This is a genomic window from Hydrogenophaga sp., from assembly GCF_030651625.1.
Classification (GTDB): domain Bacteria; phylum Pseudomonadota; class Gammaproteobacteria; order Burkholderiales; family Burkholderiaceae_C; genus Hydrogenophaga.
The window spans coordinates 55,797-79,436 of record NZ_JAUSCF010000035.1; the positions used below are offsets into that span (position 1 = coordinate 55,797).

At 63.9% G+C, this 23,640-nt stretch carries 22 protein-coding genes; 7 read left to right on the forward strand and 15 right to left on the reverse strand.

The genetic code is table 11. From position 1 onward, the window contains the following. The first annotated feature begins 43 nt into the window (after nt 1–43). On the forward strand, nt 44–631 hold the full coding sequence (locus Q7V46_RS17075; protein ID WP_304914767.1) for an NADPH-dependent FMN reductase: 588 nt from the start codon (nt 44–46) through the stop codon (nt 629–631). Nucleotides 632–649: 18 nt separating this feature from the next. Next, nucleotides 650–916 carry a YkgJ family cysteine cluster protein gene (locus tag Q7V46_RS17080; RefSeq protein ID WP_304914768.1) on the forward strand — a complete coding sequence of 89 codons (267 nt, stop codon included), beginning with the start codon at nt 650–652 and terminating at the stop codon, nt 914–916. Here the strand turns inward: Q7V46_RS17080 and Q7V46_RS17085 are convergent. From Q7V46_RS17085 to Q7V46_RS17100, 4 genes are all read right to left on the reverse strand, one after another. Continuing rightward, nucleotides 891–1,805 (reverse strand): alpha/beta fold hydrolase, encoded by a 915-nt coding sequence (locus tag Q7V46_RS17085; protein ID WP_304914769.1) that lies wholly within the window; start codon nt 1,803–1,805, stop codon nt 891–893. The genes Q7V46_RS17080 and Q7V46_RS17085 overlap by 26 nt on opposite strands. A gap of 576 nt (nt 1,806–2,381) precedes the next feature. Next, on the reverse strand, nt 2,382–2,957 hold the full coding sequence (locus Q7V46_RS17090; protein ID WP_304914770.1) for a YceI family protein: 576 nt from the start codon (nt 2,955–2,957) through the stop codon (nt 2,382–2,384). A gap of 167 nt (nt 2,958–3,124) precedes the next feature. After that, a complete protein-coding gene (locus tag Q7V46_RS17095) occupies nt 3,125–3,700 on the reverse strand; it encodes a YceI family protein (protein ID WP_304914771.1) in 576 nt (191 codons plus the stop codon). A 40-nt stretch (nt 3,701–3,740) separates the two neighbouring features. Next, nucleotides 3,741–4,298 carry a cytochrome b gene (locus Q7V46_RS17100; RefSeq protein ID WP_304914772.1) on the reverse strand — a complete coding sequence of 186 codons (558 nt, stop codon included), beginning with the start codon at nt 4,296–4,298 and terminating at the stop codon, nt 3,741–3,743. Nucleotides 4,299–4,438: 140 nt separating this feature from the next. Between Q7V46_RS17100 and Q7V46_RS17105 the strand changes: the two genes are divergently transcribed. The 4 genes from Q7V46_RS17105 to Q7V46_RS17120 all read left to right on the forward strand — a co-directional run bounded on the left by Q7V46_RS17105 (nt 4,439) and on the right by Q7V46_RS17120 (nt 7,689). Continuing rightward, nucleotides 4,439–5,092 (forward strand): Crp/Fnr family transcriptional regulator, encoded by a 654-nt coding sequence (locus Q7V46_RS17105; protein WP_304914773.1) that lies wholly within the window; start codon nt 4,439–4,441, stop codon nt 5,090–5,092. A gap of 141 nt (nt 5,093–5,233) precedes the next feature. Then, nucleotides 5,234–5,425, forward strand: coding sequence for a DUF2892 domain-containing protein (locus Q7V46_RS17110; protein ID WP_304914774.1), 192 nt, complete (start codon nt 5,234–5,236; stop codon nt 5,423–5,425). A 288-nt stretch (nt 5,426–5,713) separates the two neighbouring features. Further along, the gene (locus Q7V46_RS17115; protein ID WP_304914775.1) at nt 5,714–6,877 is read left to right on the forward strand and encodes an ABC transporter substrate-binding protein; all 1,164 of its coding nucleotides are present in this window, start codon (nt 5,714–5,716) and stop codon (nt 6,875–6,877) included. 41 nt (nt 6,878–6,918) lie between these two features. Continuing rightward, nucleotides 6,919–7,689 (forward strand): class II aldolase/adducin family protein, encoded by a 771-nt coding sequence (locus Q7V46_RS17120; RefSeq protein ID WP_304914776.1) that lies wholly within the window; start codon nt 6,919–6,921, stop codon nt 7,687–7,689. A gap of 84 nt (nt 7,690–7,773) precedes the next feature. On the opposite strand, the gene Q7V46_RS17125 is transcribed toward Q7V46_RS17120, so the two are convergent. The 4 genes from Q7V46_RS17125 to Q7V46_RS17140 all read right to left on the reverse strand — a co-directional run bounded on the left by Q7V46_RS17125 (nt 7,774) and on the right by Q7V46_RS17140 (nt 13,152). Continuing rightward, nucleotides 7,774–8,535 carry a hypothetical protein gene (locus Q7V46_RS17125; protein WP_304914777.1) on the reverse strand — a complete coding sequence of 254 codons (762 nt, stop codon included), beginning with the start codon at nt 8,533–8,535 and terminating at the stop codon, nt 7,774–7,776. Between the two features lie 330 nt (nt 8,536–8,865). After that, complete coding sequence (locus Q7V46_RS17130; protein WP_304914778.1) at nt 8,866–10,170, reverse strand: type III glutamate--ammonia ligase; 1,305 nt, start codon at nt 10,168–10,170, stop codon at nt 8,866–8,868. Nucleotides 10,171–10,231: 61 nt separating this feature from the next. Then, nucleotides 10,232–11,539 (reverse strand): 4-aminobutyrate--2-oxoglutarate transaminase, encoded by a 1,308-nt coding sequence (gene gabT, locus Q7V46_RS17135; RefSeq protein ID WP_304914779.1) that lies wholly within the window; start codon nt 11,537–11,539, stop codon nt 10,232–10,234. Nucleotides 11,540–11,670: 131 nt separating this feature from the next. Continuing rightward, nucleotides 11,671–13,152, reverse strand: coding sequence for an aldehyde dehydrogenase (locus Q7V46_RS17140; RefSeq protein WP_304914780.1), 1,482 nt, complete (start codon nt 13,150–13,152; stop codon nt 11,671–11,673). Between the two features lie 249 nt (nt 13,153–13,401). On the opposite strand from Q7V46_RS17140, the gene Q7V46_RS17145 reads away from it, so the two are divergent. Continuing rightward, the gene (locus Q7V46_RS17145) at nt 13,402–14,967 is read left to right on the forward strand and encodes a hypothetical protein (RefSeq protein ID WP_304914781.1); all 1,566 of its coding nucleotides are present in this window, start codon (nt 13,402–13,404) and stop codon (nt 14,965–14,967) included. 193 nt (nt 14,968–15,160) lie between these two features. Here Q7V46_RS17145 and Q7V46_RS17150 read toward each other — a convergent pair whose 3' ends face one another. From Q7V46_RS17150 to Q7V46_RS17180, 7 genes are all read right to left on the reverse strand, one after another. Beyond that, on the reverse strand, nt 15,161–15,997 hold the full coding sequence (locus tag Q7V46_RS17150; RefSeq protein WP_304914782.1) for an ABC transporter permease: 837 nt from the start codon (nt 15,995–15,997) through the stop codon (nt 15,161–15,163). Between the two features lie 118 nt (nt 15,998–16,115). Next, a complete protein-coding gene (locus Q7V46_RS17155) occupies nt 16,116–17,021 on the reverse strand; it encodes an ABC transporter permease (protein ID WP_304914783.1) in 906 nt (301 codons plus the stop codon). A gap of 140 nt (nt 17,022–17,161) precedes the next feature. Beyond that, nucleotides 17,162–18,253, reverse strand: a complete 1,092-nt coding sequence (locus Q7V46_RS17160; protein WP_304914784.1) for an ABC transporter ATP-binding protein — start codon at nt 18,251–18,253, stop codon at nt 17,162–17,164. Between the two features lie 86 nt (nt 18,254–18,339). Further along, nucleotides 18,340–19,509: an extracellular solute-binding protein gene (locus Q7V46_RS17165; RefSeq protein WP_304914855.1), complete on the reverse strand. Its 1,170-nt coding sequence runs from the start codon at nt 19,507–19,509 to the stop codon at nt 18,340–18,342. Between the two features lie 233 nt (nt 19,510–19,742). Beyond that, a complete protein-coding gene (locus Q7V46_RS17170) occupies nt 19,743–21,179 on the reverse strand; it encodes an aspartate aminotransferase family protein (protein ID WP_304914785.1) in 1,437 nt (478 codons plus the stop codon). Nucleotides 21,180–21,319: 140 nt separating this feature from the next. Continuing rightward, the gene (locus Q7V46_RS17175) at nt 21,320–22,681 is read right to left on the reverse strand and encodes a glutamine synthetase family protein (protein ID WP_304914786.1); all 1,362 of its coding nucleotides are present in this window, start codon (nt 22,679–22,681) and stop codon (nt 21,320–21,322) included. A 62-nt stretch (nt 22,682–22,743) separates the two neighbouring features. Further along, nucleotides 22,744–23,532, reverse strand: coding sequence for a gamma-glutamyl-gamma-aminobutyrate hydrolase family protein (locus Q7V46_RS17180; RefSeq protein WP_304914787.1), 789 nt, complete (start codon nt 23,530–23,532; stop codon nt 22,744–22,746). Nucleotides 23,533–23,640 lie beyond the last annotated feature (108 nt).

The following is a 23,640-nucleotide window of genomic DNA, read 5'->3' on the forward strand; positions in this document are numbered from 1 at the left end:
TTTACGCAGGAAACCTGTGTCGAGTCGATGCCAGAATGCGGGCATGAGCACACCCATTCCCCTCCTCGTCTTCGCGGGCAGCACCCGCACCGAATCCTGGAACCGCCGCCTCGCCGGTGCGGTCGCTCAAATGGCCACCGCCGAAGGCGCTCACACCACCCGGCTGGAACTGGCCGACTTCGACGTGCCGATGTACAACGCCGATCTGGAAGCCAGAGGCACCCCACGCGACGTGGTTCGGCTCAAGGAGATCTTTCACGCCCACCCTGCCTGGATCATCTGCTCACCCGAATACAACGGCAGCTACACCGGCCTGCTGAAGAACACCATCGACTGGGTCTCCAGCCCCATCAAGGGCGACCCCGACTGGTGCAGCGGCACCAAGCCCTTCGACGGCAAGGTGGTGGGACTGCTGGCCACCTCACCTGGTGCACTGGGCGGCGTGCGCAGCCTCAGCCACCTGACACCGCTGCTGATGAACCTGCAATGCTGGGTGACTCCGCGTCAGTACGCCCTGCCCCGCGCCGGCGAAGCATTCGACCCGGACGGTTCGCTCGCCACCGAAGCGCACCGCAATGCGGTGCACGGCGTGGTGCAGCAAGTGCTCTGGGCAGCTCAAAGGTTCGCATGAGTCCGGACCCCTGTTGACATGGATTGCCGACCGGGTTGTGCAGCCTGCTGCATCGCGCCTTCGATTTCCAGCCCCATGCCTGGCCTGCCAGATGGCAAGCCCGCGGGAATGCCTTGTCCGCACCTGGACGAATCACGGAAATGCCGACTCTTCGGCTTGCCTGCACGACCGGCCGTGTGCGCTTCACTGCGCCCACACCGGGAGATGTGCGGTGAACACCGCACCCATGCGCTGCACTATTTGAAGCAGCTGGAGCGCGCTACCCGGCCTTGTCAGGGCAAATGAATTGCAACACGCTGCGAGCGGCAACGTCCTCCAGCGCCTCGGGCAGGATGTGCCCCATGTCCAGCACCTCCAGTTTCGCCCCCGGAATCAGATGGGCCAGTGCCTCCCCATGGGGCAATGGAAGGCAAGGATCGTGTGCCCCGTGCAGCACGAGGGTCGGCACGCGCAGATCCGGCAACCAAGCTGTGCGCGGCGGAGACAGGCCCACCGCTTGGGCATGCCGCAGCGCAACTTCAGGTCGGTGCCCATTGGCCAGGGCCTGGCGCATCTGGGTCCGAACCCGGTCATGCGGAAACGGCCACGAACCGCCGTGGAAAATCTCCCAGCCCAGTACCGCGCTGTCTTCGGGCGAGGACTTCCCCGCCTGCGCCGACAGCGCCCACAGCCGCTCGACAAATCCCGGTGCCGGCCCCGGCAAATCGGCATCGGGGGCTGGCCGCCCCATCACGCCCGCCATGTAGGGCCGGTGGTCGGCCGTGCTGCCGAGCAGCACCAGGTGACTCACCCGCTGCGGGGCGCCTCGAGCCAACTGCTGCGCAATGTAGCCACCCATCGACCAGCCCACCACCGCCACCCGACCCAGCCCCCAGGCGTCCAGCACGCGCAAGCCGTCCGAGGTGAATGCATCCAGGGTGTAAGGCGGCCGCGCCGGGTCGCTGACAAACGAGCGTCCGGTGTCCCGGTGGTCGTACCGCAGCACACGACAGCCACCCTCCACCAGCGCCCGAACAAACCCCGGTGGCCACACCAATCCCGGATTCATCGCCCCCATGATCAGCAACACCGGCAAGCCATCGACGGGGCCAGTGGCTTCGCTCCAGAGCACACCCTCGCCCGGTACGATCACGGTGCGGTTTTCCCAGGACAAAGAATCGAAGTGGTCGGTCATGACTGTGTTTGTACCAGCACCATGCAAAAGGCCCGCACGAGGCGGGCCTGATGGCCAGGAAAAACGGGGTGCGCCCGATGGCTGCGGCCTCTTCATGAAACAGAAGCCACCTCACCCAAAGAGCCCCTCACCCCACCCTCTCCCCAGAGGGCAGAGGGAGAAAGAAACTCCCCTTCCGGAGCGCAATTCCTTGACTCCAGGGGCAGCAAGGGACGGCTCCGCCGAGCCAAGCTGCCGTCTCCCCTTGCTCCAAGCCGAAGGCGCCAGAGAGGGGGGAAGCCGCGTCAGCGGCGCAGGGGGAGCAGGTACTCCACCCTGCGCGAGGTGCATGTAAACCAGGGGCGACGAGGGTCCGGCTCCGCCGGCCCAAGGCGCTGTCCCCCCTCCAAGCCGAAGGCGCCAGAGAGGGGGGAAGCCGCGTCAGCGGCGCAGGGGGGAGCAGGTACTCCACCCTGCTCGAGGTGCATGTAAACCAGGGGCGACGAGGGTCCGGCTCCGCCGGCCCAAGGCGCCGTCCCCCCTCCAAGCCGAAGGCGCCAGAGAGGGGGGAAGCCGCGTCAGCGGCGCAGGGGGGAGTTACTGTTTAACAGCCTCGATCTGCAACACCAGACGCACATTTTTCGGGAAACCCCAGTCCACGCCGTAGTTCACGCCAAAGGCGGTGCGGTCAATCGTGGCTTCAAAGTCGCCACCGCAGACTTCGCGCTTGAGCATGGGGCTTTCGAAACAGTTGAACTGGTTGGCCTTCAGGGTGACAGGCTGGGTCTTGCCCAACAGGGTGAGCTGGCCGCTGACCTCGCTGACCTTGTCACCGTTGAAGCGGAACCTGTCAGACACGAAACGCGCCTTCGGATGGGCTTCGGCGTTGAGGATGTCGGCGCTGGTGAGGTGCTTGTCGAATGCGGGGGTGCCGGTGTTCACGGAGGCCACGTCAAAACTGATGTCGACCTTGCCGGTCTTGGCGGCGCGGTCGAACTGCACCGTGCCTTCCTTCCTGTCGAAACGGCCGCGGTTCACGCTGGCGCCAAAGTGGCCAATCTCGAAGGTGGCGAAGGTGTGCGTTGGGTCGATCGCGTAGTCGGCCGCGAAGGCGCCGGTCGACAGGGTGACAGCGGCGGCCGCAGCAGCCAGCAAGGTCAGGGATTTGCGCATGGGAAAGAACTCCAGGTTGGTAAGAAAGGAAAGGCATCAAAATGAATCTGCGGCGCGCGTGGCTTCAAACCAGGGGCCACCGAGGAACTGGCTCTGCCAGGCCACCAGGGCTGTTCCCCCTCGGAGAAGACGCGAAGCGGGCACAGGGGGCATGGCAATCCGGGAGGTCACAGCTTGCTGACTCCGGCGAGCGTGAGCCGGAACCTGACCTGTACCTCGTCCGCGACCATGGAGGTGTCGGACCACTCCTTGTCGCCGATGCGGAAGGTGAGGCGCTTGATGGGAAACGCACCGGTGGCCACGGTCTGGGCACCGTTCTGCGCGAGGGTCACAGGCACCACCACGTCGCTGCTCACGCCCTTGATGCTGAGCTTGCCAGCCACCTCGAAACGCGTGGCGTCCACGCGCCTGACCGCGCTGGACTGGAACGTGGCCTGGGGAAACTGCGCCACGTTGAACCAGGTCGGCTTCGGCAGTTCGGCGTCGGTCTCGCGCACGCCCAGGGTGGCGCTGCCGGTGTCCACGGTGAAGGCGATGCTGCTGGTCTCGGGTTTGGCCGGGTCAAACGCCACCTTGGCATCGAAGCTGCGGAACCTGCCTTCCACCGGCACCCCCATCTGCCGGCTCACGAACTGAATCTCGCTCTGGGCTGGCACCAGCTGCTGCTGGGCCTGTACGGCCAGCGGAAACAGGCTGCAAGCGACAAAAGCAGCAGAAAACAGGGTACGTGTGGACAGATGCATGGGGTTCTTTCGGATGGAAAACAGGATGGCCCGCGGCCGCTCAGCGACTGCCCCAGGCCATTCGCCCCAGCAGTCCGTCGCGATCAATGAAGTGGTGCTTGAGCGCCCCAGCCACATGAAGCACCACCATGGCGGCCATGGCGTATGCAGCGTACTTGTGCAGCGGCTTGAGCGCGTCGGCCAATCCTTCGCTCACAGGCACAAAATCCGGCAGCGGCAACACACCGAACACCACGATCGGAAAGCCGGCGGCCGAGCTGTAGGCCCAGCCCAGCAGCGGCACAGCGAAAAACAACAGATACAGACCGCCGTGGGTGGCATGGTGTGCGAACCGTTGCCAGGCCGGCATGGCACGCTCCACTGCCAGGGGCAATACGGGTGGCCGATGCGTGATGCGCCACATCAAGCGGGCAAAGGAAAGAGTGAGCACCAACACGCCTGCCCACTTGTGCCAGTTGTACAACTTCAGCTTCTGGGGTGAAAACGGCAAGCCTTCCATGTACAGACCCAGCGCGAACATGCCGACCAACGCCAACGCGAGCAGCCAATGCAGGGCCACAGACAAGGGGTGGAATCGGGACTGGACAACTGAAAACATTTTTTCAGTTTAGAAAGGCGGAAGCCCCTGAGCGGTGAACAGGCTTGAAGCCAATATTCAAATAAATCGAATGAACCAAGCCATTTAATTCGGATCCTGCTGCGCTCGCCAGGCTCCACACCCCTCCTACAATGCATCGCATGTCTGCATCTCCCAAAGGCCATCTGCTCTCGCTGTACCCGGCCATGGGTGCCATGGCCGATCTGCTGCCCTCCTTGCCGGTGGTGCGTTGCCCGGCAGGCACGCCGCTGTTTCGCGAAAACGACGTCTGCCAGGGCTTCCCCCTGTTACTTGCGGGCGAGGTGCGGGTCTCGCGCAGCGCTGCCAACGGACGTGAGCTGGAGCTGTACCGTGTGCAGCCAGGCGAGATGTGCCTGGCGTCGTCTGCAGGTCTGTTTGCAGGACGGCCGCTCAGCGCCCGGGGCGTCACCACCCAGGAAACCGCTCTGGTGCTGCTGCCGCCAAATGACTTCCAGGCCGGCATGGCAGATCCGGCGTTTCGCCACTTTGTCCTGGGTCTGTTCGCACAACGCATGATCGATCTCACCACGCTGATCGAAGCCGTTGCCTTTCAGCGTCTGGACAGCCGCCTCGCTGCTGCACTGCTCGGCCATGGCCCGCAACGCCACACCACACACCAGGCCCTGGCCGACGAGCTGGGCACGGTGCGCGAGATCGTCACCCGTTTGCTGCACCGCTTCGAACGCGAAGGTCTGATTGAGCATTCACGGGAATGCATCACCGTGCGCAACAGCGCTGCCCTGCGCGAACTCGCTGCCCTTCAGCCGCGCTGATGGGCGCTGCCGCGCACTTGATTCGGATTGGTGACCTCGGTCACAGACCTCGCCACCGATGCGCGCTCAAATAAGGACACCCCACACCCTGTGGGCCGTTCCGGCACCGCCGGAATGCACCTCAAGCACCGGAGCATTCACATGACGAAAAACGTCGGCGGCATCGACCGCATCTTGCGCATCACCATCGGCCTCGCCCTGATTGCCGCGGCCGCCACCGGGACACTGGGGCTTTGGGCCTATGTGGGCGTGGTGCCCCTGCTCACGGGTCTGATGGGCTGGTGTCCGCCATACGCCCTGCTGGGCTTCAATACCTGCGCCATGAAGAAATAGGGCGAAGCCGATCTTGTCCCCGTGAATGGGTGGGCCCGACTGCGGAATGGGCCGCAATGCGCAAAGCGCAAATGGCCTCAGCAGCCATCCGCACGCCAGGGTTGACCTGTACGGCATTGCCGCCGCTCGGGCGACCGTTGATCGTTCCATGCGTGCGCTGAACAGTGCACCGTGCAAAAGTGCACGCGACTGGGGCACGCCATGTCATCGCCGCGACTCCCGAACCTGGTGTGTGAGGTCACCATTGGCCACAGAACACAGATTCTGGTCACAGCAGGAGACAACACGATGGCAAACAAATCCCTCAACGCTCGGCGAGTTCACCCACCGATCCTCATTCATCGGCGCCGGCTGCTTGGTGCTGGCGCAGCGCTGGCGGCCCTTGGACTGCCCACGCTCGCACACAGCCAGAGCGGCCCCATTCGCATTGGCCAGAGCGCACCCCTGAGCGGACCTGTGGCAGGTGCCTTCCAGGGTCCATTGGCCGGGCAGAAGCTGGCATTCGACACCGTGAACCAGCGCGGTGGCATCGCCGGGCGCCCTGTGGAGCTGGTGCTGCTGGACGACGGCTACGACACCGCCCGCACGGTAGAAAACGTGAAGCTGCTGGTGGAACGCGACAAAGTGGTGGCACTCACTGGCCTGGGCAGTACCGCCGGGGTGGCCGCCGTGCTGCCGTATCTGGCCCAGACACGCATGCCTCTGGTGGGCAGCTGGACCGGCGCCCACGTCCTGAGGCTTCGCCCGCATCCCACCTTCTTCACCTCGCAGGCCAGCTTCAAGGACGAGGTAGAGCATTCCCTGCGCACCCTGGCCACCATCCACATGGACACGGTTGGCGTGGCGTACCAGGACAACGCCTTTGGTGAACTGATGATGCCCGTGGTCGAGACCGCTGCCAAGGAACTGGGTGTGAAACTGGTGGCACGCGCGCCGCTGGCGGTGGATGGCAGCAACGCCGTAGACGCGGCCAAGGCCCTGGCCGCGGCCAAACCCAAGGCGGTGCTGATGATCGCGGTGGGGCCCTCGGTGGTGGGGTTTGTGAAGGCGGCCAGGGCCAGTCTGAACGTGCCGGTCTACACCTTGTCGGTGGCCGCCAGTTCGGTGGCCGCGCTGGGGGACGAAGCCCATGGCCTGGCCATGACGCAGATCGTGCCCTCGCCCTGGCGCAAGGTCGACGCCATGGCCCGCGAATTCAACGAACTGGCCGAGGCCGCCAAGGTGCCCGTGAACTACAGCAGCTATGGCGGCTACCTGGGCGCACAATTTCTGCTGGAGGCGCTGCGCCGGGCAAGCCCGAGGGTCTCCCCCGACAGCATCATCCAGGCCATCCACAGCATCCGCAACTGGTCGCTCGGTGGCAACATGCTCAGCTTCGGCCCGGACCGCCACCACGGCACCGCATGGGCCGAGATCACCATCGTGGACGCCAACGGCCGCTTCCGGCGCTGACCGAACGCGTTCATTCCTGCGAACGTCACCAAGGCAACCTCATGCACATACCGTCTCTCAAGGAAACCGTCAGCGCCGAAGAATGGGCGCTGCGCTGCGATCTCGCCGCCTGTTACCGGCTGGTGGCCGCCTACGGCTGGAGCGATCTGGTCTTCACCCACATCAGCGCCAAGCTGCCTGATAGCGTGACCGGCGGGGAACACCAGTTCCTGATCAATCCCTACGGCCTGATGTTCGACGAAATCACGGCCAGCAGCCTGGTCAAGGTCGACATGGCCTGCAACAAGCTGATCGACTCGCCTTTCCCGGTGAATCCGGCTGGCTTCGTGATCCACAGCGCCGTGCACGAAGCCCGGCCTGAAGCCGGATGCGTGCTGCACACCCACACCCGTGCCGGCGTGGGCGTGAGTGCGCAGAAGGCCGGCATCCTGCCCATCAGCCAGCAAAGCACCTTTGTGCTGTCTTCGCTGGCGTACCACGACTACGAGGGCGTGGCCTTCCGTCCCGAGGAGAAACCGCGCCTGCAGGCCGACCTGGGCAAGGCCAACTACCTGGTGCTGCGCAACCACGGCCTGCTCACCGTCGGCCGCACCATCGCTGACGCGTTTCTCTCGATGTACACCTTCGAGAACACCTGTCGCATCCAGGTGGACGCGCTTGCAGGCGGTACGGCACTCACCCAGGTGGATCCCAGCATTCTGAGTGGCATGGCCGACGTGATGCGTGTGGCCACTGCCGGGCAAGGGGCTCAGCTGGCCTGGCCGGCACTGTTGCGCAAGGTGGAGCGGCTGGACCCCGGGTACAGGGAGTAACACCCTCCTGCGCCGCTGACGCGGCTTGAAGAAGACCTTTTTCGTTGCGGGTCTGTGCACCGGCAGGGTGGCTGCGTGCCTTTGTCAAGTGGACTCCTGTGCGCTCACGAACTGTGTCATGCCATCCAGCACGGTGCGCAGGCGGATGAGTTCGCGGGAACCATCGAGCCGGGTGGACAAGGCGGCCAGTCGGGCGATGCGGCGCAGGCGAGGCAGCAGGGGTTGGAGAAAGGCTTGCAGGCTCTGGGCAGGGCTGGCTTCCGGCCGGGCGATGGCCCAGGCCTCGCGGTAGGCATTGAGTACCTGCAGCACGGCCGCCGGTCCCAGGGGGTCAAGAAAACGGGCGAGTGAAAGCACCAGTTGCAAGGCGTCGTAGCGCTGCACCGTTTCCAGTGGCAGGCCTGGATACAGGCGTTCTTCGAAGTCGATGCGCGCAAACCGGTGGCCGTCCCAGGTGACATTGCGCGCCTGGGCACCCCCGTGCCAGTGCCCGCGCGCGTGAAAGCCCGCGAGGTCGGCGCTGGCCGCGCACATCAGCGGCAGGCGGTCGGCTTCCGGGATGCGGTGCAGCAGGTGCTCAAGGGTCGTTCCCACATCGCCGGTGACCATCGTATCGCCATCGAAGGCGACCACCACCGGCACATGCTCGCCAGCCGCCGCCAAGGCCAGCAAACGTTCGTGTTCGTACGCCAGCAGAGACTTGCCATCGGTCTGCCGCACGGCGCGCCATGGTACGGGCACGCCCACGAAATGCGCAAACAGGTAGACCCCCAGCGACTTGGCGGCGCTGCGCAGGGGCCGTTCGGCGGTTTTGGTCCAGGTCCTGGTGGGTGCGGGTGTGCTCAAGGTTCGCGATTATCCAGAAAAGCCATGGAGCGCCGCCGGCCCCTTGCTCCGCGACCGCGCCTTCGCTCCCTTCTCTGCTGGGGGAGGGATGGGGCGGGGGCTCTCCCTGGTTTGTTTCTTCGGAGAATTTGCTTGGTCGGGTCTCGGCCTGGCAGCCGACCAGCTCTTTCTTTGTTGCGCCAGACAAAGGCGATCCGAAGTCCGGGCCGTTTCGCGGTTCCTTGCGCTGCTCAGCCCGGCCACACGGCAACGCGGGTTCGGGAGTGGGGGTGGCCTTCCCTTCAAACGGTCCGCGATTTCATTCCTTGCAAACGACGAAACCAGGACGGTTCAGCTCTCTGCGCTGAGGTTGCCGGAGCTGCATTCCGCTCGCTTGATCTGCAGGAACTGCTCGCAGTAGTTCTCCCCCACCGCCGCGCGCAATGCCGCATCGGCCTGCAGCGCGTCCAGTGCAGCACTCAGATTGGCCGGCAGCCGTGGTGGCAGGGGTTCGCCGTGCGCGTGTCGGAGGTAGAGGTCGTCGCCGCACGGCGTCGGCGGTGGCAGTGCACCATCGATACCCGCCAGACCGGCCGCCAGCGTGGCCGCCAGCGCGGCGTACACATTGCACGACGCATCGGGCAGGCGCCATTCGATGCGTCCATCCACACTGCGAACAAGGCAGGTGCGGTTGTTGTCGCCCGCGGCCTTCCACACCGGCGACCAGGTGGTGCCGGAAGTGCTCTCGCTCACGGCCAGGCGTTTGTAGCTGTTGACCAGGGGAGCGCAAAACGCCGACAGGGCGTCGGCGTGGTGCAGCAGGCCGGCAGCGAAGCGCTGCCCTGTCTCGCTCAGGCCCATGGGGCCGGCCGGGTCTGCCATCAGGGCCTTTCCATGTCGGTCGGTCAGGCTCAGGTGGAAATGCAGACCGCTGCCCGGCGCATGGGCAAAAGGTTTTGGCCGGGTGGAGAAATACAGGCCGTGCTGCTGCGCCACCGCCTGCGCAGTGAGCTTGAACAACAGATAGCGATCGGCAGCGGCCAGCGCTTCATCGAAGCGGTAATTGATCTCGTACTGGCCGTTGGCGTCTTCGTGGTCCATCTGCTGCAGCTCGAAGCCGAGTGCGCTCAGGTGCTTACGCATGCTGTCCAGGAATCCGAAGTTGCGGGTGATGGCCTCCAGGTCGTAGGACGGCTTGTCGAGCCGGTCCAGATCGTCGCCCACCACCCAGCCGCCATCGCTGGTGCGCTTGAGCAGGAAAAACTCGGGTTCGATGCCCACCCACAGCGTCCATCCGCGTTCGCCCAGACAGAGCACCTGACGCTTGAGCACCTGGCGCGAACAGGTGTCCAGCGGCTGACCGCCGGCAAACCCGTCGCACACAGCGTGAGCCACCCCGGGCAGCAACGGCCAGGGGCGCAGCGTTTCAGGCAACACGCGGCCCATGTATTCGCTGCGCGGACCCATGCGTGGCAGGCCGGTGCCCCAGATGCTGGGGCCGGAGAAACCAGCACCCACAGCCACCGCATGTGGCAAGCCTTCCAGCGGTATCAGCTTGCCCTTGGGCACGCCGTGCAGGTCGGTGAAGGTGGTCATCACGGTGTGCACGCCTTGGGCGCGCAGCTGGCTCATGCGATCGTCGAGATCCGGGGACATACGGGCTCCGTGGGCAGGCCAAAAAAAGGCCGGATGATCCGGCCTTGGGAGGCGTAAAGGGTCAGGTCAGCGTTTCTACCAGCGCCGCGTCCAGTACGTCCATCGCCTCGTCAAACACCGCGTCTTCGATGGTGAGCGGGAACAGGAAGCGAATCACGTTGCCGTACACGCCACAGGTCAGCAACAGCAGCCCGCGCTTGAGTGCGGCCATCTGAACGCGTTTGGTCAGATCGGCGTCGGGGGCGCCCGTCTTGGGCTCGACAAACTCGCAGGCCACCATCGCGCCCAGCCCGCGCACATCGGCCAGACAGGCATGGGCTTTTCTCTTCGCCGTCAGGTGGGCGATCAGGCGATCGCCCAACAGCTGCGCGCGCTCAGGCAATTTCTCTTCCTGCATCACATCGAGGACCGCGTGCGAGGCAGCAATGGCCAGCGGGTTTCCGGCGTAGGTACCCCCCAGGCCGCCGGGCGCGGGGCCGTCCATCACCGCCGCCTTGCCGCACACGGCCGACAAGGTGGTGCCACCGGCCATGCTCTTGGCCAGGGTCATGAGGTCGGGGCTCACACCGTAGTGCTCCATGGCGAACATCTTGCCGGTGCGCGCAAAGCCGGTCTGCACTTCGTCAGCCACCAGCAGGATGCCGTGCTGATCGCACAACTCGCGCAGCCATTTCACGGCCGCAGGCTGGATCGGGTTGAAGCCGCCCTCGCCCTGCACCGGTTCGAACACAATGGCCGCCACGCGAGAAGGCTCGATGTCGCACTTGAACAGCTGCTCCATGGCCTTCTTCGTGTCGTCCAGCGAGCTGCAATGACACGGGAAGGGAACGTGGTAGATCTCGGGCGGGAACGGGCCGAAGCCGGCCTTGTACGGCTGCACCTTGCCGGTCATGGCCACCGAGAACATGCTGCGCCCGTGGAACGCACCACCAAACGCAATGATGCCGCTGCGTCCGGTGCTTGAGCGCGCGATCTTCATCGCGTTTTCGATCGCCTCGGCACCGGTGGAGAAAAACGCCGTCTTCACTGGCCCGTCAATCGGCACCATGGCGTTGATGCGTTCGGCCAGCGCCACGTATTCGGTGTAGGGCACCACCTGGTAGCAGCTGTGCGTGAAGCGCTGCAGTTGGGCCGCAATGGCGGCCTGCACCTTGGGGTGCACGTGGCCGGTGTTGAGCACGGCAATGCCACCCGCAAAGTCAATGAAGCGCCGGCCTTCAATGTCCCAGAACTCGGCGTTCTTTGCGCGTTCAATGAAGAAGTCACCGAACACACCCACACCCCGCGGCGTGGCGTCGAGCCTTCGCTGGTGCCAGGCGGCGTTGGTGTGTGGGGCGTTCAATTGCTCGGATTTCTGTGGGGCGTTCATCGAAGTCTCCAGTAAAAGCGCACTGGGTGGTGCGAAGTGTCTTGTCCAAGGGCACCGCGGAACTGGCTTTGCCAGGCCGCCAGTGCCGCCCCCCTCTGGGGGGTGACGCGAAGCGGCGCGGGGGGCGCCGGTTACACCGGCGAATCGATCCTGATCCAGGTGGTTTTGGTTTCCGTGTACTTGTCAAACGCGTGCAGCGACTTGTCACGCCCCACACCGCTCTGCTTGAAGCCGCCAAACGGTACTGTGATGTCGTCTTCGTCGTAAGAGTTCACATGCACGGTGCCCGCACGCAGCGCGCGCGCCACGCCGTGGGCCTTGTTGATGTCACGCGTCCACACCGCGGCCTGCAGGCCATAGATGTTGCTGTTGGCCTGCTGCACCACGTCGGCCGCGTCGGTGAAGCTCAGCACCGACAACACAGGGCCAAAGATCTCCTCGCGCGCAATCGTCATGGTGTTGGTGACACCGTCGAAGATGGTGGGCAGCACGTAGTTGCCACCGGCCACGGGCATGGCCGCCTCACCACCGGCGAGCAGCTTCGCGCCCTCAGCCTTGCCACTCTCGATGTAGCGCAGCACCGTGTCCATCTGCACCTTGTCGACAATGGCACCCATCACCGTGCCTTTGTCCAGCGGGTTGCCAGGCTGGTACTGAGGCACCAGCTTCAGCGCCTTCTCCAGGAAAGCGTCCTTGATCGAAGCTTCCACGAACAGGCGCGAAGGCGCGTTGCAGCTCTCGCCCTGGTTGAAGAAGATGCTGCCCACCGCCGCTTCCACCGCCTTGTCCAGATCCGGGCAGTCGGCAAACACGATGTTGGGTGACTTGCCGCCCAGTTCGGTCCAGGCGCGCTTGAGGTTGCTCTGCCCGGCCATCACGTGGATCTGCTTGCCCACGCGGGTGCTGCCGGTGAAGGCAATGCAGTCCACATCCATGTGCAGTGCCAGCGGGCTGCCGGCCTCGGCGCCATAGCCCGGCACCACGTTGAACACACCGGGTGGAATGCCGGCGGCCAGCGCCAGTTCGGCCAGGCGCAGCGCGGTCAGCGGGCTCTTCTCCGAAGGCTTCAGCACCACCGAGTTGCCGGCGGCCAGCGCGGGCGCGATCTTCCAGGCCGCCATGATCATGGGGTAGTTCCAGGGCACGATCACGCCCACCACACCCACCGGCTCGCGCGTGATCAGCGCCAGCGCCGTGCTGGCCGTGGGCGCGATCTCGTCGTACACCTTGTCCACCGCTTCGCCATACCAGCGAATGCAGTTGGCTGCGCTGTTCACGTCCACGCTGCGTGCGTACTTCACCGGCTTGCCCATGTCCAGCGTCTCGGTCAGGGCCAGCTCGTCGGCATGGGCGATCAGCTGCTCGGCGAACTTGATCATCACGCGCTTGCGCTGCGCCGGTGCCATGCCGCACCAGCGGCGGTCTTCAAAGGCCGCACGGCCAGCGGCCACGGCGGCGTCGATGTCGGCCTCGCCACAGCGCGCCACTTGCGTCAGCAGGCGACCATCCACGGGCGAGAGGCAATCAAAGGTCTGGCCATCGCGCGCGGCCACGCGTTCGCCGTTGATGACGGCGCGGCCGTCGAAAGTGAGGGAGCTGGTGGGGTCGGTCATGGGCCATGCGTGGTCGGGTTTCAGGAATTGGCTCCATGCTACACCCCTGTATGGGGGCTGACGACATCCAATTTCCTTGTGTGCCAGCCATCCAGTGGGGCGCCCGCCGCGCCCGCACAAAGACCTTCCCCCAACCAGGCGATGAAGGTCGGCAGCAGTCCCTCTGTCGATGGATGACGTGCGCCACGAACCGGCGTTTCATGGACCTGCGTCCATGCTGCGGCGCGTCACACAAGCAGGAGAGACACCATGCCCACACCCGGATTCGACATCCCCAACCCGTTCGACCCCTTCTTCCCGCCTCGATTTCCCGAGCGCTTTCAGGATCCACCCTTCCGATGGGACATTCCCGTGTGGCCGGATCTTCGCTGGGGCCCGGCCCAGATCAAGGTGCTGGTGGTCTGCGACGGCAACTCCTATTCGACCGACCCGCTGGCCGGCTTCTCCCTGGGACTAGCCCTGCAGGACGCCTTCGATCCGACACACGACGAACACCCGAGCTACGCCCGTTTCAGCTTCACAAAGGCGCACCGCAACACCACCACAGGCATCACACCCGGCTTCGAGAATTTCCGGTTCACCGCCGGTTCGCTCAACAGCTTCGACGAAGTCTGGCTGTTCGGCTTCACGCCGGGGGCGCCATACCTCTCCGCCGCAGAAGTGAACACGATCCATGCCTTCATGGATGGCGGCGGCGGGGTGCTGGCCATGGGCGACCACGAAGACCTGGGCCTGGGCCTGTGCGGCGGCATCAAACGCGTGCGCTCCATGCGCAAGTGGTGGTTCAATTCGCCACCACCACCGGCCGGCATGATCCAGGCCCCCGACAACACCGACCTCACCCGCAACGACACCCAACAGCTGCCCAGCAACAGCGAAAGCGACACCGTTCCACAGCCGATCTTTCCCAACTACCGCTACACCCACCCCTTCTGGAAACCCTGGTGGTTCCGGCAGAAGTATCCCCACCCCATCCTGTGCGGACCACGTGGCGCGATCACGGTCATGCCCGATCATCCGCACGAGGGCGACTGCATCACGCCGGCCGCCGCTTTCGCCTCGGAATTCACCGGTGGTGTGCCGGTGGAAATCATTGCCCGGGGACGCAATGTGGTGGGACGCAACAAGGGAGGCTTCGTGATCTCGGACCCTCGGGAATTCGGCCTGCTGGGGGTGTGGGATGGTCACCTGCCGGCAGCCAACCAAGGGCGCGTGGCCGTGGACGCCACATGGCACCACTGGTTCAACGTGAACCTGCGCGGCTTGCGCACCGCCGGTGGCAACAACTACCGCGACATCCTGGCCTTCTTTCGCAACGTGGCCATCTGGCTGGCGCCCAAGGGCCAGCAAGCCGCCATGCGCCGTGCCGGCCAGCGCATCGTGCTGCTCACGCCTTCACTGGTGGAGACGCTGCCCAGCCTGGTGGATTTTCGGCCTGAGCGCTTCTACCTGCTCGGCGTGGCCGCGCGAGACGCACTGGGGCGGATCGCACCACAGTGCCAGTCGGCCGCGTGGTTCTTCGAGATCGTCTCCCCTTTCCTGCCGGCTTCGGCGCTGAAACTGGCCCTCAACGATCGCTTTGAAGGCGTTCACAACCTGATGGAGTCGGCCGCGCTGGACGCGCTGTCCACCACGGTCTTCGGCGCCATCGTCAACGCCATTGGCATGCAGATGAACAAGCACGGCCTGGAAAAGATGGAGGGCTGGGACGAGGAGCTCGACCGGGTGAGCGCCGAAGGGGCCAAGCGGGGGCTGGAAGTGGCGGTCAAAGAACTCACGCGCTCACAACGAACGGTGAAATCGTTGCTGGGCTGATGCAACGGTAGAGCGCAGGCTGGCACTGGCCAAGGAGGCGAACCCATCCAGCCACCGACGCGAAGTGCCCCCAGTCCAGGGGCAGCAAGGGCCGGCTCCGCCGACCCTTGCTGCCGTCCCCCTCGAAGCACCGAAGGCGCGCCGGGGGGAAACCACGTCAGCGGCGCAGGGGGGTGTACCGAACCCCGGGGTGTCAACTCTTCAACGCTGCCGCAATCTCGCGTTCGCGCCTGCGCGTGCTGCGCGCCACCCACACCGCGTAAGCCACGATCACGATGGTCACGGTCACGATCAGCAGTGTGGCCGCGGCGTAGATGGTCGGGTTGATGCCGCGCCGGGCGTAACCGAAGATCACCTGCGGCAGGGTGTTCACGCCGGGGCCCGATAGAAACTCGGCGATCACCACGTCGTCGAACGACAGCGTGAAAGCCAGCAGAAACGCCGCCAGAATGGCCTGGAAGATGTTGGGCAGCGTGATCAGAAAAAACACCTGCATGGGTCGCGCGCCGAGGTCCATGGCGGCTTCTTCGATGCTGCGATTCATCTCCATCAGGCGGCTCTGGATCACCACCATGCCATAGGCCATGCCCAGCAACGTGTGGCCGAGGATGATGGTGAGCATGCCGCGCTGCGGCCAGCCGAAAGCATTTTGCGCACCCACTGCCAGCAACAGCAGCGACAGCCCGATCACCACCTCGGGCATCACCAGCGGCGCATTGACCATGCCGCTGAACACCGTACGACCAGGGAAACGCCGGTAGCGCACCAGCACAAACGCCGCAAACGTGGCCAGCACGGCCGACAGCAACCCGGTCACGGTGGCCACCTTGAGCGACAGCCAGAAACCTTCCACGATCCTCGTGTCGCGCATCAGGGCCTCGTACCAGCGCAAAGAAAAACCGGTGAAACGCGCGTCCTGCCGCGTGCTGTTGAAGCTGAACACAATCATGAACAGCAGCGGCAGGTAGAGAAACGCAAACACCACCGCCAGCCAGAACTTGCCAAAGTGTTTTTCCAGAAGAACTTTCATCGCAGGTCCTCAATAACGTCGATCGACAGCAGTGACTTGTCCAGGGAAGCGGTGGAGCCGGCTTTGCCGGGCCACTCGCATCGCCCCTGAGGGGTGACACGAAGCGGCGCGGGGGGAGCTATTTCTCTTCTGCAGTAGAGCGGTAATAAATCGCCAGCGGTACAACGATCAGCGCGATCATCACCACGGCCAGCGCGGTGGCCTTGGGCCAGTCGTTGGCGGTGAACATCTCGTCCCAGACCACGCGACCAATCATCAGGTTCTCAGGCCCGCCCAGCAGCGACGGAATCACGAATTCGCCCACACAGGGAATGAACACCAGCATGAAACCAGCCACGATGCCGGCCTTGGACAGTGGCACGGTGATCAGCCAGAAAGCCTTGAAAGGCGTGGTACCGAGGTCGTAGGCCGCCTCCAGCAAACGGAAGTCCATCTTCACCAGATTGGCGTAAAGCGGCAGCACCATGAACGGCAGGTACACATACGTCATGCCCACCAGCATCGACACGTTGGTGTAAAGCATCTGGATCGGCTCGCCTGTGAGGCCGATGGTCATCATGAAACGGTTGATGACCCCGTTGTCACTCAGCAGGCCCTTCCATGCGTACACCCGCAGCAGGAACGACGTCCAGAACGGCAACATCACCATCAGCAGCAGCGCGGGTCGGATGCTCGCCGGTGACCGCGCAATGAAATAGGCAAACGGATAGCCGATCACCAGACACAGCACCGCCGTGACCAGCGCATACCAGATCGACCGCAGGTAAGCGTCCACATACAGCGTGCGGAACAGCGGAGCGCCCTCTTGCGTGCGGAAGATCGAGAGGTAGTTCTCGTACTTGAGCTTGAGCACCCCGCTCGTGGTGTCCCAGATCGGCTTGAACGGGTGGATGTCGCTGCCCATGTCCACAAAACTGATGTAGAGCAGGATCAGGAACGGCAGAAAGAAGAAGACGATCAGCCATGCATAAGGCACGCCGATCACGAAGCGCCTGCCAGGAACAGGAAGTGATGAAATACCCATCAGAGACCTCCAGAGAACGACAACCTATCGAGCGCAATGACCCAAAAACCAGAACGCCGCGGAACCGGCTTTGCCGGGCCGCCAGCGTTGCCCCCCTCTGGGGGGTGACGCGAAGCGGCGCGGGGGGAGACTGACAAGTGTCAGTCTCTAAGAATCACGCCCGCGCGATCCCCCCACCAGAAGTACACCTCGTCTTCCCATGTGATGTCCGACAGATCCTGTCGCGAGGTGTTCGCCTCCGTGATCTTCAGGCGCGAACCGTCGCCCGCCTGCACGATGTAGGTGTTGTAAGAGCCGAAATAGGCAATTTCCTTGACCTTGCCCTTGAACAGGTTGGGGCCCACGTCGCTCGGCAGGGTCTTGCTGATCTCCATCTTTTCGGGTCGCACCGCCACCGCCACCGGCATATGGAGCGTGCCAGGCACCCCGTGCCCCACATGCACGAGGCCGATCTTCGTTTCCACCGCGCAGTGATCGACCTCATCGACCACCAGCTTGCCTTCGAACAGGTTCACGTTGCCGATGAAATCGGCCACAAAACGGTTGGCCGGGTGTTCGTAGACCTCTTCCGGTGAACCCACCTGCAGCACCCGGCCCTTGCTCATGATGGCAATACGGCCCGCCATGGTCATGGCCTCTTCCTGGTCGTGCGTGACCATCACCACGGTCACACCCACGCTCTCGATGATGTTGACCAGCTCGAACTGGGTCTGCTCGCGCAGCTTCTTGTCCAGCGCGCCCAGTGGCTCATCCAGCAGCAACAGCTTGGGTTTCTTGGCCAGACTGCGCGCCAGCGCCACGCGCTGCTGTTGACCGCCAGAGAGCTGGTGCGGTTTGCGCTTGGCAAACGGCGTGAGCTGCACAAGGCCCAGCATCTCATCGGTGCGCTGCTGGATCTCCGCCTTGGGCAGTCCTTCGCGCTTGAGACCGAAGGCCACGTTCTCCCAGATGTTGAGATGCGGAAAAAGCGCATACGACTGAAACATCATGTTCACCGGCCGCTCGTAGGGTGGCAGGTCCGCCACATCCTGCCCGCCGAGCAGGATGCGACCGGAAGTCGGCTTCTCAAAGCCGGCCAGCATGCGCAGCAGTGTGGACTTGCCGCACCCCGAACTGCCCAGCAGGGCAAAGATCTCACCCTTGCCTATCGAGAGCGACACCTCGTCGACCGCCACCGCCTCGTCAAAGCGCTTGACGAGTTTTTCGGTGACCAGAAAACCTGCATCTGCCATGTCGGATTCCGTTTCTTGTGAGTCAGACAAAGAAAAGGGCTGTTCAGCCCGGTTGGATGAACAGCCCTGAGCCTTGGCAGGCGCGCTTAACGACCGCGTTTGAAAGCGTTGTAGGTGTCGTTGAGCGTGCTGCCGATCTCGTTGGAGAAACCGCCAGTGGGAATCAGTCGCTCGGTGTCTTCGTCGGAAAGGAAGATGGTCTTGTTGTCCTTGACCTCATCGTTGATCAGGGGCAGCGAGGCCTTGTTGCCGGTGGGATAGTTCATTTCATTGGCCATGGCGGCACCGTTCTCGGCGCGCAGGTAGAAGTCAATGAAGGCATGGGCGTTGTTCGGGTGCTTGGCATCCTTCGGAATGGCCATGGTGTCGATGAACACCAGACCGCCGCCAGTGGGCAGCAGGGGCACGATCTCGTCCTTGCCGCCCATTTCCTTGACGCGGTCGGCGGCGATGTTGATGTCGCCCGACCAGCCCACGAACGCGCAGCCTTTGCCACCGGCGATGTCATCGATCATGGTGCTGGAGAACAGGCGAACGTCTTTGCGCACCTTGGCCAGCATGGCTCCGGCTTCCTTGAAGTCTTCGGGGTTCTCGCTGTAAGGTGGTTTGCCCACGTAATGCAGCGCCAGCGGCAGGATTTCGCTGGGTGAATCCAGGTAGATGATGCCGCACGAGCGCAGCTTGCTGGAGTACTCGGGGTTGAAAACCAGGTCCCACGCGTTTTCAGGCATGGGCATGCCGCCCAGTGCCGCCTCGACCTTCTGCTTGTTGATGCCCACCGTGGTGAAACCCCAGGCCCATGGCACGAAGTGCTTGTTGTCGGGGTCCACGCCGGCGATCTTTTCCATGAACTCGGGGTCCAGGTTGCCGTAGTTGCTGATCTTGCTTCGATCGATTTCCTGATACAGGCCGCCGTCGATCTGCTTCTTGCCGAAACCGGCGGTCGGAATCACGATGTCGTAGCCCGAATTGCCCGCCACCAGCTTGGCGTGCAGCGCTTCGTTGGTCTCAAACGTGTCGTAGTTCACCTTGATGCCGAACTCCTTCTCGAAGTCGGCAATCATGGTCTCAGTGATGTAGTCGGGCCAGTTGTAGATGTTGAGGACTTTTTCATCGTCAAGCACCGGCCCGGCAGGTGCGGCGGGCGCGGCAGCAACGGGTGTGGTCTCCGCCGGGGTGGCAACCGGTTCTTCTTTTTTGCCACAGGCGACCAGAACGATGGCGGCGATGGCCAGGGCCAACACGTGTTTCTTCATCATGAAACGTCTCCAAACGGGGTAAGTAATAAATGAAAAAGTGAGCCCGGAAATCCGAAAAACGATGGCGCTTCAGAACCGGCACGCCCAACCGATCAAGCAAATTGCAGACCAGCTTTGTCCCCAACATGGGGCACGAAGCACTGTATCAAAGAATCAGCGTCTGGCCATGGCTCCCCAGTGCTGCTGCGGGCAAAAAAGGAAGGTAGGCATGCAGCGGCGCAGAGCGTGGTTTACCCCAACTCGCCGGCGACCCGCAGATCGTCCAGCGTGGCGTCCAGACACAACCGGATCAGGCCCATCATTTCGTCAATCTGCTCGCGCGTCATCACCAGCGGCGGCGCGATGATCATGCGGTCGCCCACGGCGCGCATGATCAGCCCGTTCTTGAAGCAGTGGCCGCGGCAGATCATGCCCACGCCCAGGGCGGGGTCGAACATTTCGCGGGTTGCCTTGTTCTTTGCGATGACAAGACCCGCCACAAAGCCGCAGGTCTCGGCCGCGCCCACCAGTGGGTGATCGTTCAGCTCGGCAAAGCGATCGGCCAGGTAGGGGCCGATGTCTTCCTTCACGTGCCCCGGCAGGTTTTCGCGCTCCATCAGCTCCAGGTTGGCCAGCGCCACCGCGCAGGCCACGGGGTGGCCGCTGTAGGTGTAGCCGTGGTTGAACTCACCGCCCTGCTCGATCAGCACCTTCGCCACGCGGTCGCCCACCATCACCCCGCCGAGCGGGATGTAGCCGCTGGTCACCCCCTTGGCAAACGTGATCAGGTCGGGCCGGTAGCCGAACTTCTCGTAGGCAAACCAGTGGCCCAGGCGGCCAAACGCACAGATGACCTCGTCGGAGATCAGCAGGATGCCGTACCGGTCCACGATGCGCTGGATCTCGGGCCAGTAGGTGGCGGGCGGGATGATCACGCCACCTGCGCCCTGCACCGGCTCGGCGATGAAGGCGGCCACCTTGTCCGCCCCCACTTCCAGGATTTTTTCTTCCAGCCAGCGCGCCGCGCGCAGGCCGAAGTCGGCCGCATTCTCGCCGGGCAAGGCGTGGTCCCAGAAGTGTGGCTGCTCGATGTGGGTGATGTTCGGAATCGGCAAATCGCCCTGGGCATGCATGCCGCTCATGCCGCCCAGCGAAGCGCCCGCCATGGTGCTGCCGTGGTACGCGTTGTGGCGGCTGATGATCACCTTGCGCTGGGGCTGGCCCAGCAGATCCCAGTAGCGGCGCACCATGCGCACGTTGGTGTCGTTGCTTTCCGACCCGCTGCTGGAGAAGAACACATGTTCAAAGCTGCGACCCCCGACCTTGGGTGCGAGTGAGGCCAGCTTGGTCGCAAGCTGCACCGCGGGCACGTTGGTGGTGTTGAAGAAGCTGTTGTAGAACGGCAGCGTCATCATCTGCTGGTACGCCGCGTCGGCCAATTCCTTGCGCCCGTAACCCGCGTTGACACACCACAGCCCGCTCATGGCGTCCAGGATCTTCGCGCCTTCGGAATCCCACACATAGATGTTGTCAGCCCGCGTGATCACACGGGCACCCATGCCCGCCAGGTCACCGTGCGAGGTGAAGGGGTGCATGAAATGCGCACTGTCCAGCGCCTGAATGGCCTGGGTGTCGTGCTGCTCGGCACGGCGCACCAGCGCGGGAGGGGCGATCAGGGTGGAACTCATGAGCAATCTCCGAAAGAAGGGAAGTTATCCAGAAACACCGCGGGACTGGCTCTGCCAGACCGCAGGTGTTGCCCCCTCGAGGGGGTGACGCACCGAAGGTGCGGCGCGGGGGTGGGTGTCAATCTCTGCGGCGCGGGGGGTTACACATGAAGCAGCAGATGCTCACGCTCCCACGGCGAAATCACCTTCATGAACTCATCGAATTCGAGTTCCTTGATTTCGGTGTAAATGGTCACGAACTCCTTGCCCAGGATGTCGTGCAGGTCGGTCTCGCGGCGCAACCAGTCCAGCGCTTCGCCCAGGCTGCGCGGCAGCGAGTAAGGCGCCAGGTAGGCGTCGCCCTTCATTTCGGGCTTGGGCTTGATCTTGTTCTTCATGCCCAGGTAGCCGCAGGCCAGCGTCATGGCCATGGCCACATACGGGTTGGCATCGGCGCCGATCACGCGGTTTTCCACCCGGCGCGCCTCTGCGGATGAAATGGGCGACCGGATGCCCACGGTACGGTTGTCGTGGCCCCATTCGATGTTGATGGGCGCGGCGGTGTGGCGGCTCAGGCGCCGGTAGCTGTTCACATAAGGCGCCACCAGCACCATGGCGGCCGGGATGTAGCGTTGCAGACCGCCGATGTAGTGAAAAAAGGCCTCTGACGCGCTGCCATCCGGATTGCTGAAGATGTTCTTGCCGGTGTTCTTGTCGACGATGCTCTGGTGGATGTGCATCGCGCTGCCGGGTTCACCGGCAATCGGCTTGGCCATGAAGGTGGCGTACATGTCGTGGCGCAACGCGGCTTCGCGCACCGTGCGCTTGAAGAAAAACACCTCGTCGGCCAGACCCAGCGGATGGGCGTGAAAGAAGTTGATTTCCATCTGCCCGGCGCCCACCTCGTGGATCAGCGTGTCCACGTTGAGCTCCATCTTGTTCGAGTAATCGTAGATTTCTTCAAACAGTGGATCGAACTCGTTCACCGCGTCGATGCTGTACGCCTGGCGCGAGGTCTCGGCGCGGCCACTGCGGCCCACGGGCGGGCGCAGCAGGGTGTTGGGATCGGTGTTGCGGGCGGTCAGGTAGAACTCGAGTTCGGGTGCGATCACCGGGTCCCAGCCCTCGGCTTCGTACAAAGAGCAGATCTTGCGCAACACGCTGCGCGGCGCGTAGGGCACGAGCTTGCCGGCATGGTCAAAACAGTCGTGGATCACCTGCGCGGTGGGGTCGGTGGCCCAGGGGACGATGCGCACCGTGCTCGGGTCGGGCCGCAGCTGCATGTCGCGGTCGGTGGGCTCGATCACATCGAAGTACGCGCCGCTGGCAGGCTGCTCACCCGTCACGCTCATGGCCACGATGGCGTGCGGCAACCGCATGCCGCGGTCTTCGGTGAACTTCTCACGCGGCAGGATCTTGCCGCGCGCCACGCCGGTCAGGTCAGGGACCAGGCATTCCACTTCGGTGACGCGGTTGCGGTTGAGCCACTGCTCCAGATCATTGAAATTTTGGGGGGCATTCATACGCCGTTCTTCCATGGTGTGTTGTCTTCTGTTGTGTCTTGTTGAACTGCGTTGCTGTGGCTTCAGTGCCGGGCCAGATCGGCCGCCTGCAGGCGCAGACTCATGCGCTGGCGACAGGCCCGTCCAAAGGCCTCGAAGATCGCGGCGTAAAACGGGGTGTCGCGGCAGCGCCATTCGGGATGCCACTGCACAGCATACGCAAAAGTGCGCGCACCGCGAACTGCAAACGCTTCGACCAGCCCGTCGGGGGCATGCGCCATGGCGTCCAGGCCTTCCGCCAGCCTGTTGATGCCTTGTCCGTGCAGCGAATTCACCTCGGTTGCCTCCGACCCGGCCCATTCCGCAAACGGGCTGCCCGGCACGAAGCGCACGGCATGGCGGGGAGCGTACTGTTCGTCAGGAGGAGCGGTTTTGGGTTCGCGGTGGTCCATCAGGCCGGGCACGTCGTGCACCCGTTGATGCAAGGTGCCGCCCAGCGCCACATTGATTTCCTGAAAACCCCGGCAGACGCCCAGCAGCGGCACCCCCTCCTGCACGCAGGCCCGCACCAGCGCCAGCGTGAGCAGGTCGCGCGCCGGATCCATCGGCAAACTCGGGTCGGCCACTTCTTCTTCAAAGTGGGAAGGATGCACGTTCGAGGGTGAGCCGGTCAGCATCACGCCGTCGACCAGCGACAGCAGTTCACCGATCTGGTCGACATCGGCCAGCGGGAACATCACCGGCTGGGCCTGCGCACCCTCCTTCACCGCCCGTGCGTACTTGTCGCCCAGCAGCAGAAACGGCATCTGGTGCCCGTGATCGCCCATGAGGCGGTGGTCGGCCGGTAGCCAGACCATGCATGAAAAAGACATTGTTGTTCCTTCGGAACCATCCCAATAACAAAGAAACACCCCCGCCGCGCTGCGCGCGCCCCCCTCAAGGGACCGGCAGAGCCGGATCCTCGGTGCCCTTGGATGGGC

What these genes read in the sequence shown, in the direction of transcription:
- Q7V46_RS17075 (WP_304914767.1), top strand. Translation starts at nt 44, where the DNA reads ATGAGCACACCCATTCCCCTCCTCGTCTTCGCGGGCAGCACCCGCACC.
- Q7V46_RS17080 (WP_304914768.1), top strand. Translation starts at nt 650, where the DNA reads ATGGATTGCCGACCGGGTTGTGCAGCCTGCTGCATCGCGCCTTCGATT.
- Q7V46_RS17085 (WP_304914769.1), bottom strand. Translation starts at nt 1,805, where the DNA reads ATGACCGACCACTTCGATTCTTTGTCCTGGGAAAACCGCACCGTGATC.
- Q7V46_RS17090 (WP_304914770.1), bottom strand. Translation starts at nt 2,957, where the DNA reads ATGCGCAAATCCCTGACCTTGCTGGCTGCTGCGGCCGCCGCTGTCACC.
- Q7V46_RS17095 (WP_304914771.1), bottom strand. Translation starts at nt 3,700, where the DNA reads ATGCATCTGTCCACACGTACCCTGTTTTCTGCTGCTTTTGTCGCTTGC.
- Q7V46_RS17100 (WP_304914772.1), bottom strand. Translation starts at nt 4,298, where the DNA reads ATGTTTTCAGTTGTCCAGTCCCGATTCCACCCCTTGTCTGTGGCCCTG.
- Q7V46_RS17105 (WP_304914773.1), top strand. Translation starts at nt 4,439, where the DNA reads ATGTCTGCATCTCCCAAAGGCCATCTGCTCTCGCTGTACCCGGCCATG.
- Q7V46_RS17110 (WP_304914774.1), top strand. Translation starts at nt 5,234, where the DNA reads ATGACGAAAAACGTCGGCGGCATCGACCGCATCTTGCGCATCACCATC.
- Q7V46_RS17115 (WP_304914775.1), top strand. Translation starts at nt 5,714, where the DNA reads ATGGCAAACAAATCCCTCAACGCTCGGCGAGTTCACCCACCGATCCTC.
- Q7V46_RS17120 (WP_304914776.1), top strand. Translation starts at nt 6,919, where the DNA reads ATGCACATACCGTCTCTCAAGGAAACCGTCAGCGCCGAAGAATGGGCG.
- Q7V46_RS17130 (WP_304914778.1), bottom strand. Translation starts at nt 10,170, where the DNA reads ATGTCCCCGGATCTCGACGATCGCATGAGCCAGCTGCGCGCCCAAGGC.
- gabT (WP_304914779.1), bottom strand. Translation starts at nt 11,539, where the DNA reads ATGAACGCCCCACAGAAATCCGAGCAATTGAACGCCCCACACACCAAC.
- Q7V46_RS17140 (WP_304914780.1), bottom strand. Translation starts at nt 13,152, where the DNA reads ATGACCGACCCCACCAGCTCCCTCACTTTCGACGGCCGCGCCGTCATC.
- Q7V46_RS17145 (WP_304914781.1), top strand. Translation starts at nt 13,402, where the DNA reads ATGCCCACACCCGGATTCGACATCCCCAACCCGTTCGACCCCTTCTTC.
- Q7V46_RS17150 (WP_304914782.1), bottom strand. Translation starts at nt 15,997, where the DNA reads ATGAAAGTTCTTCTGGAAAAACACTTTGGCAAGTTCTGGCTGGCGGTG.
- Q7V46_RS17155 (WP_304914783.1), bottom strand. Translation starts at nt 17,021, where the DNA reads ATGGGTATTTCATCACTTCCTGTTCCTGGCAGGCGCTTCGTGATCGGC.
- Q7V46_RS17160 (WP_304914784.1), bottom strand. Translation starts at nt 18,253, where the DNA reads ATGGCAGATGCAGGTTTTCTGGTCACCGAAAAACTCGTCAAGCGCTTT.
- Q7V46_RS17165 (WP_304914855.1), bottom strand. Translation starts at nt 19,509, where the DNA reads ATGAAGAAACACGTGTTGGCCCTGGCCATCGCCGCCATCGTTCTGGTC.
- Q7V46_RS17170 (WP_304914785.1), bottom strand. Translation starts at nt 21,179, where the DNA reads ATGAGTTCCACCCTGATCGCCCCTCCCGCGCTGGTGCGCCGTGCCGAG.
- Q7V46_RS17175 (WP_304914786.1), bottom strand. Translation starts at nt 22,681, where the DNA reads ATGAATGCCCCCCAAAATTTCAATGATCTGGAGCAGTGGCTCAACCGC.
- Q7V46_RS17180 (WP_304914787.1), bottom strand. Translation starts at nt 23,532, where the DNA reads ATGTCTTTTTCATGCATGGTCTGGCTACCGGCCGACCACCGCCTCATG.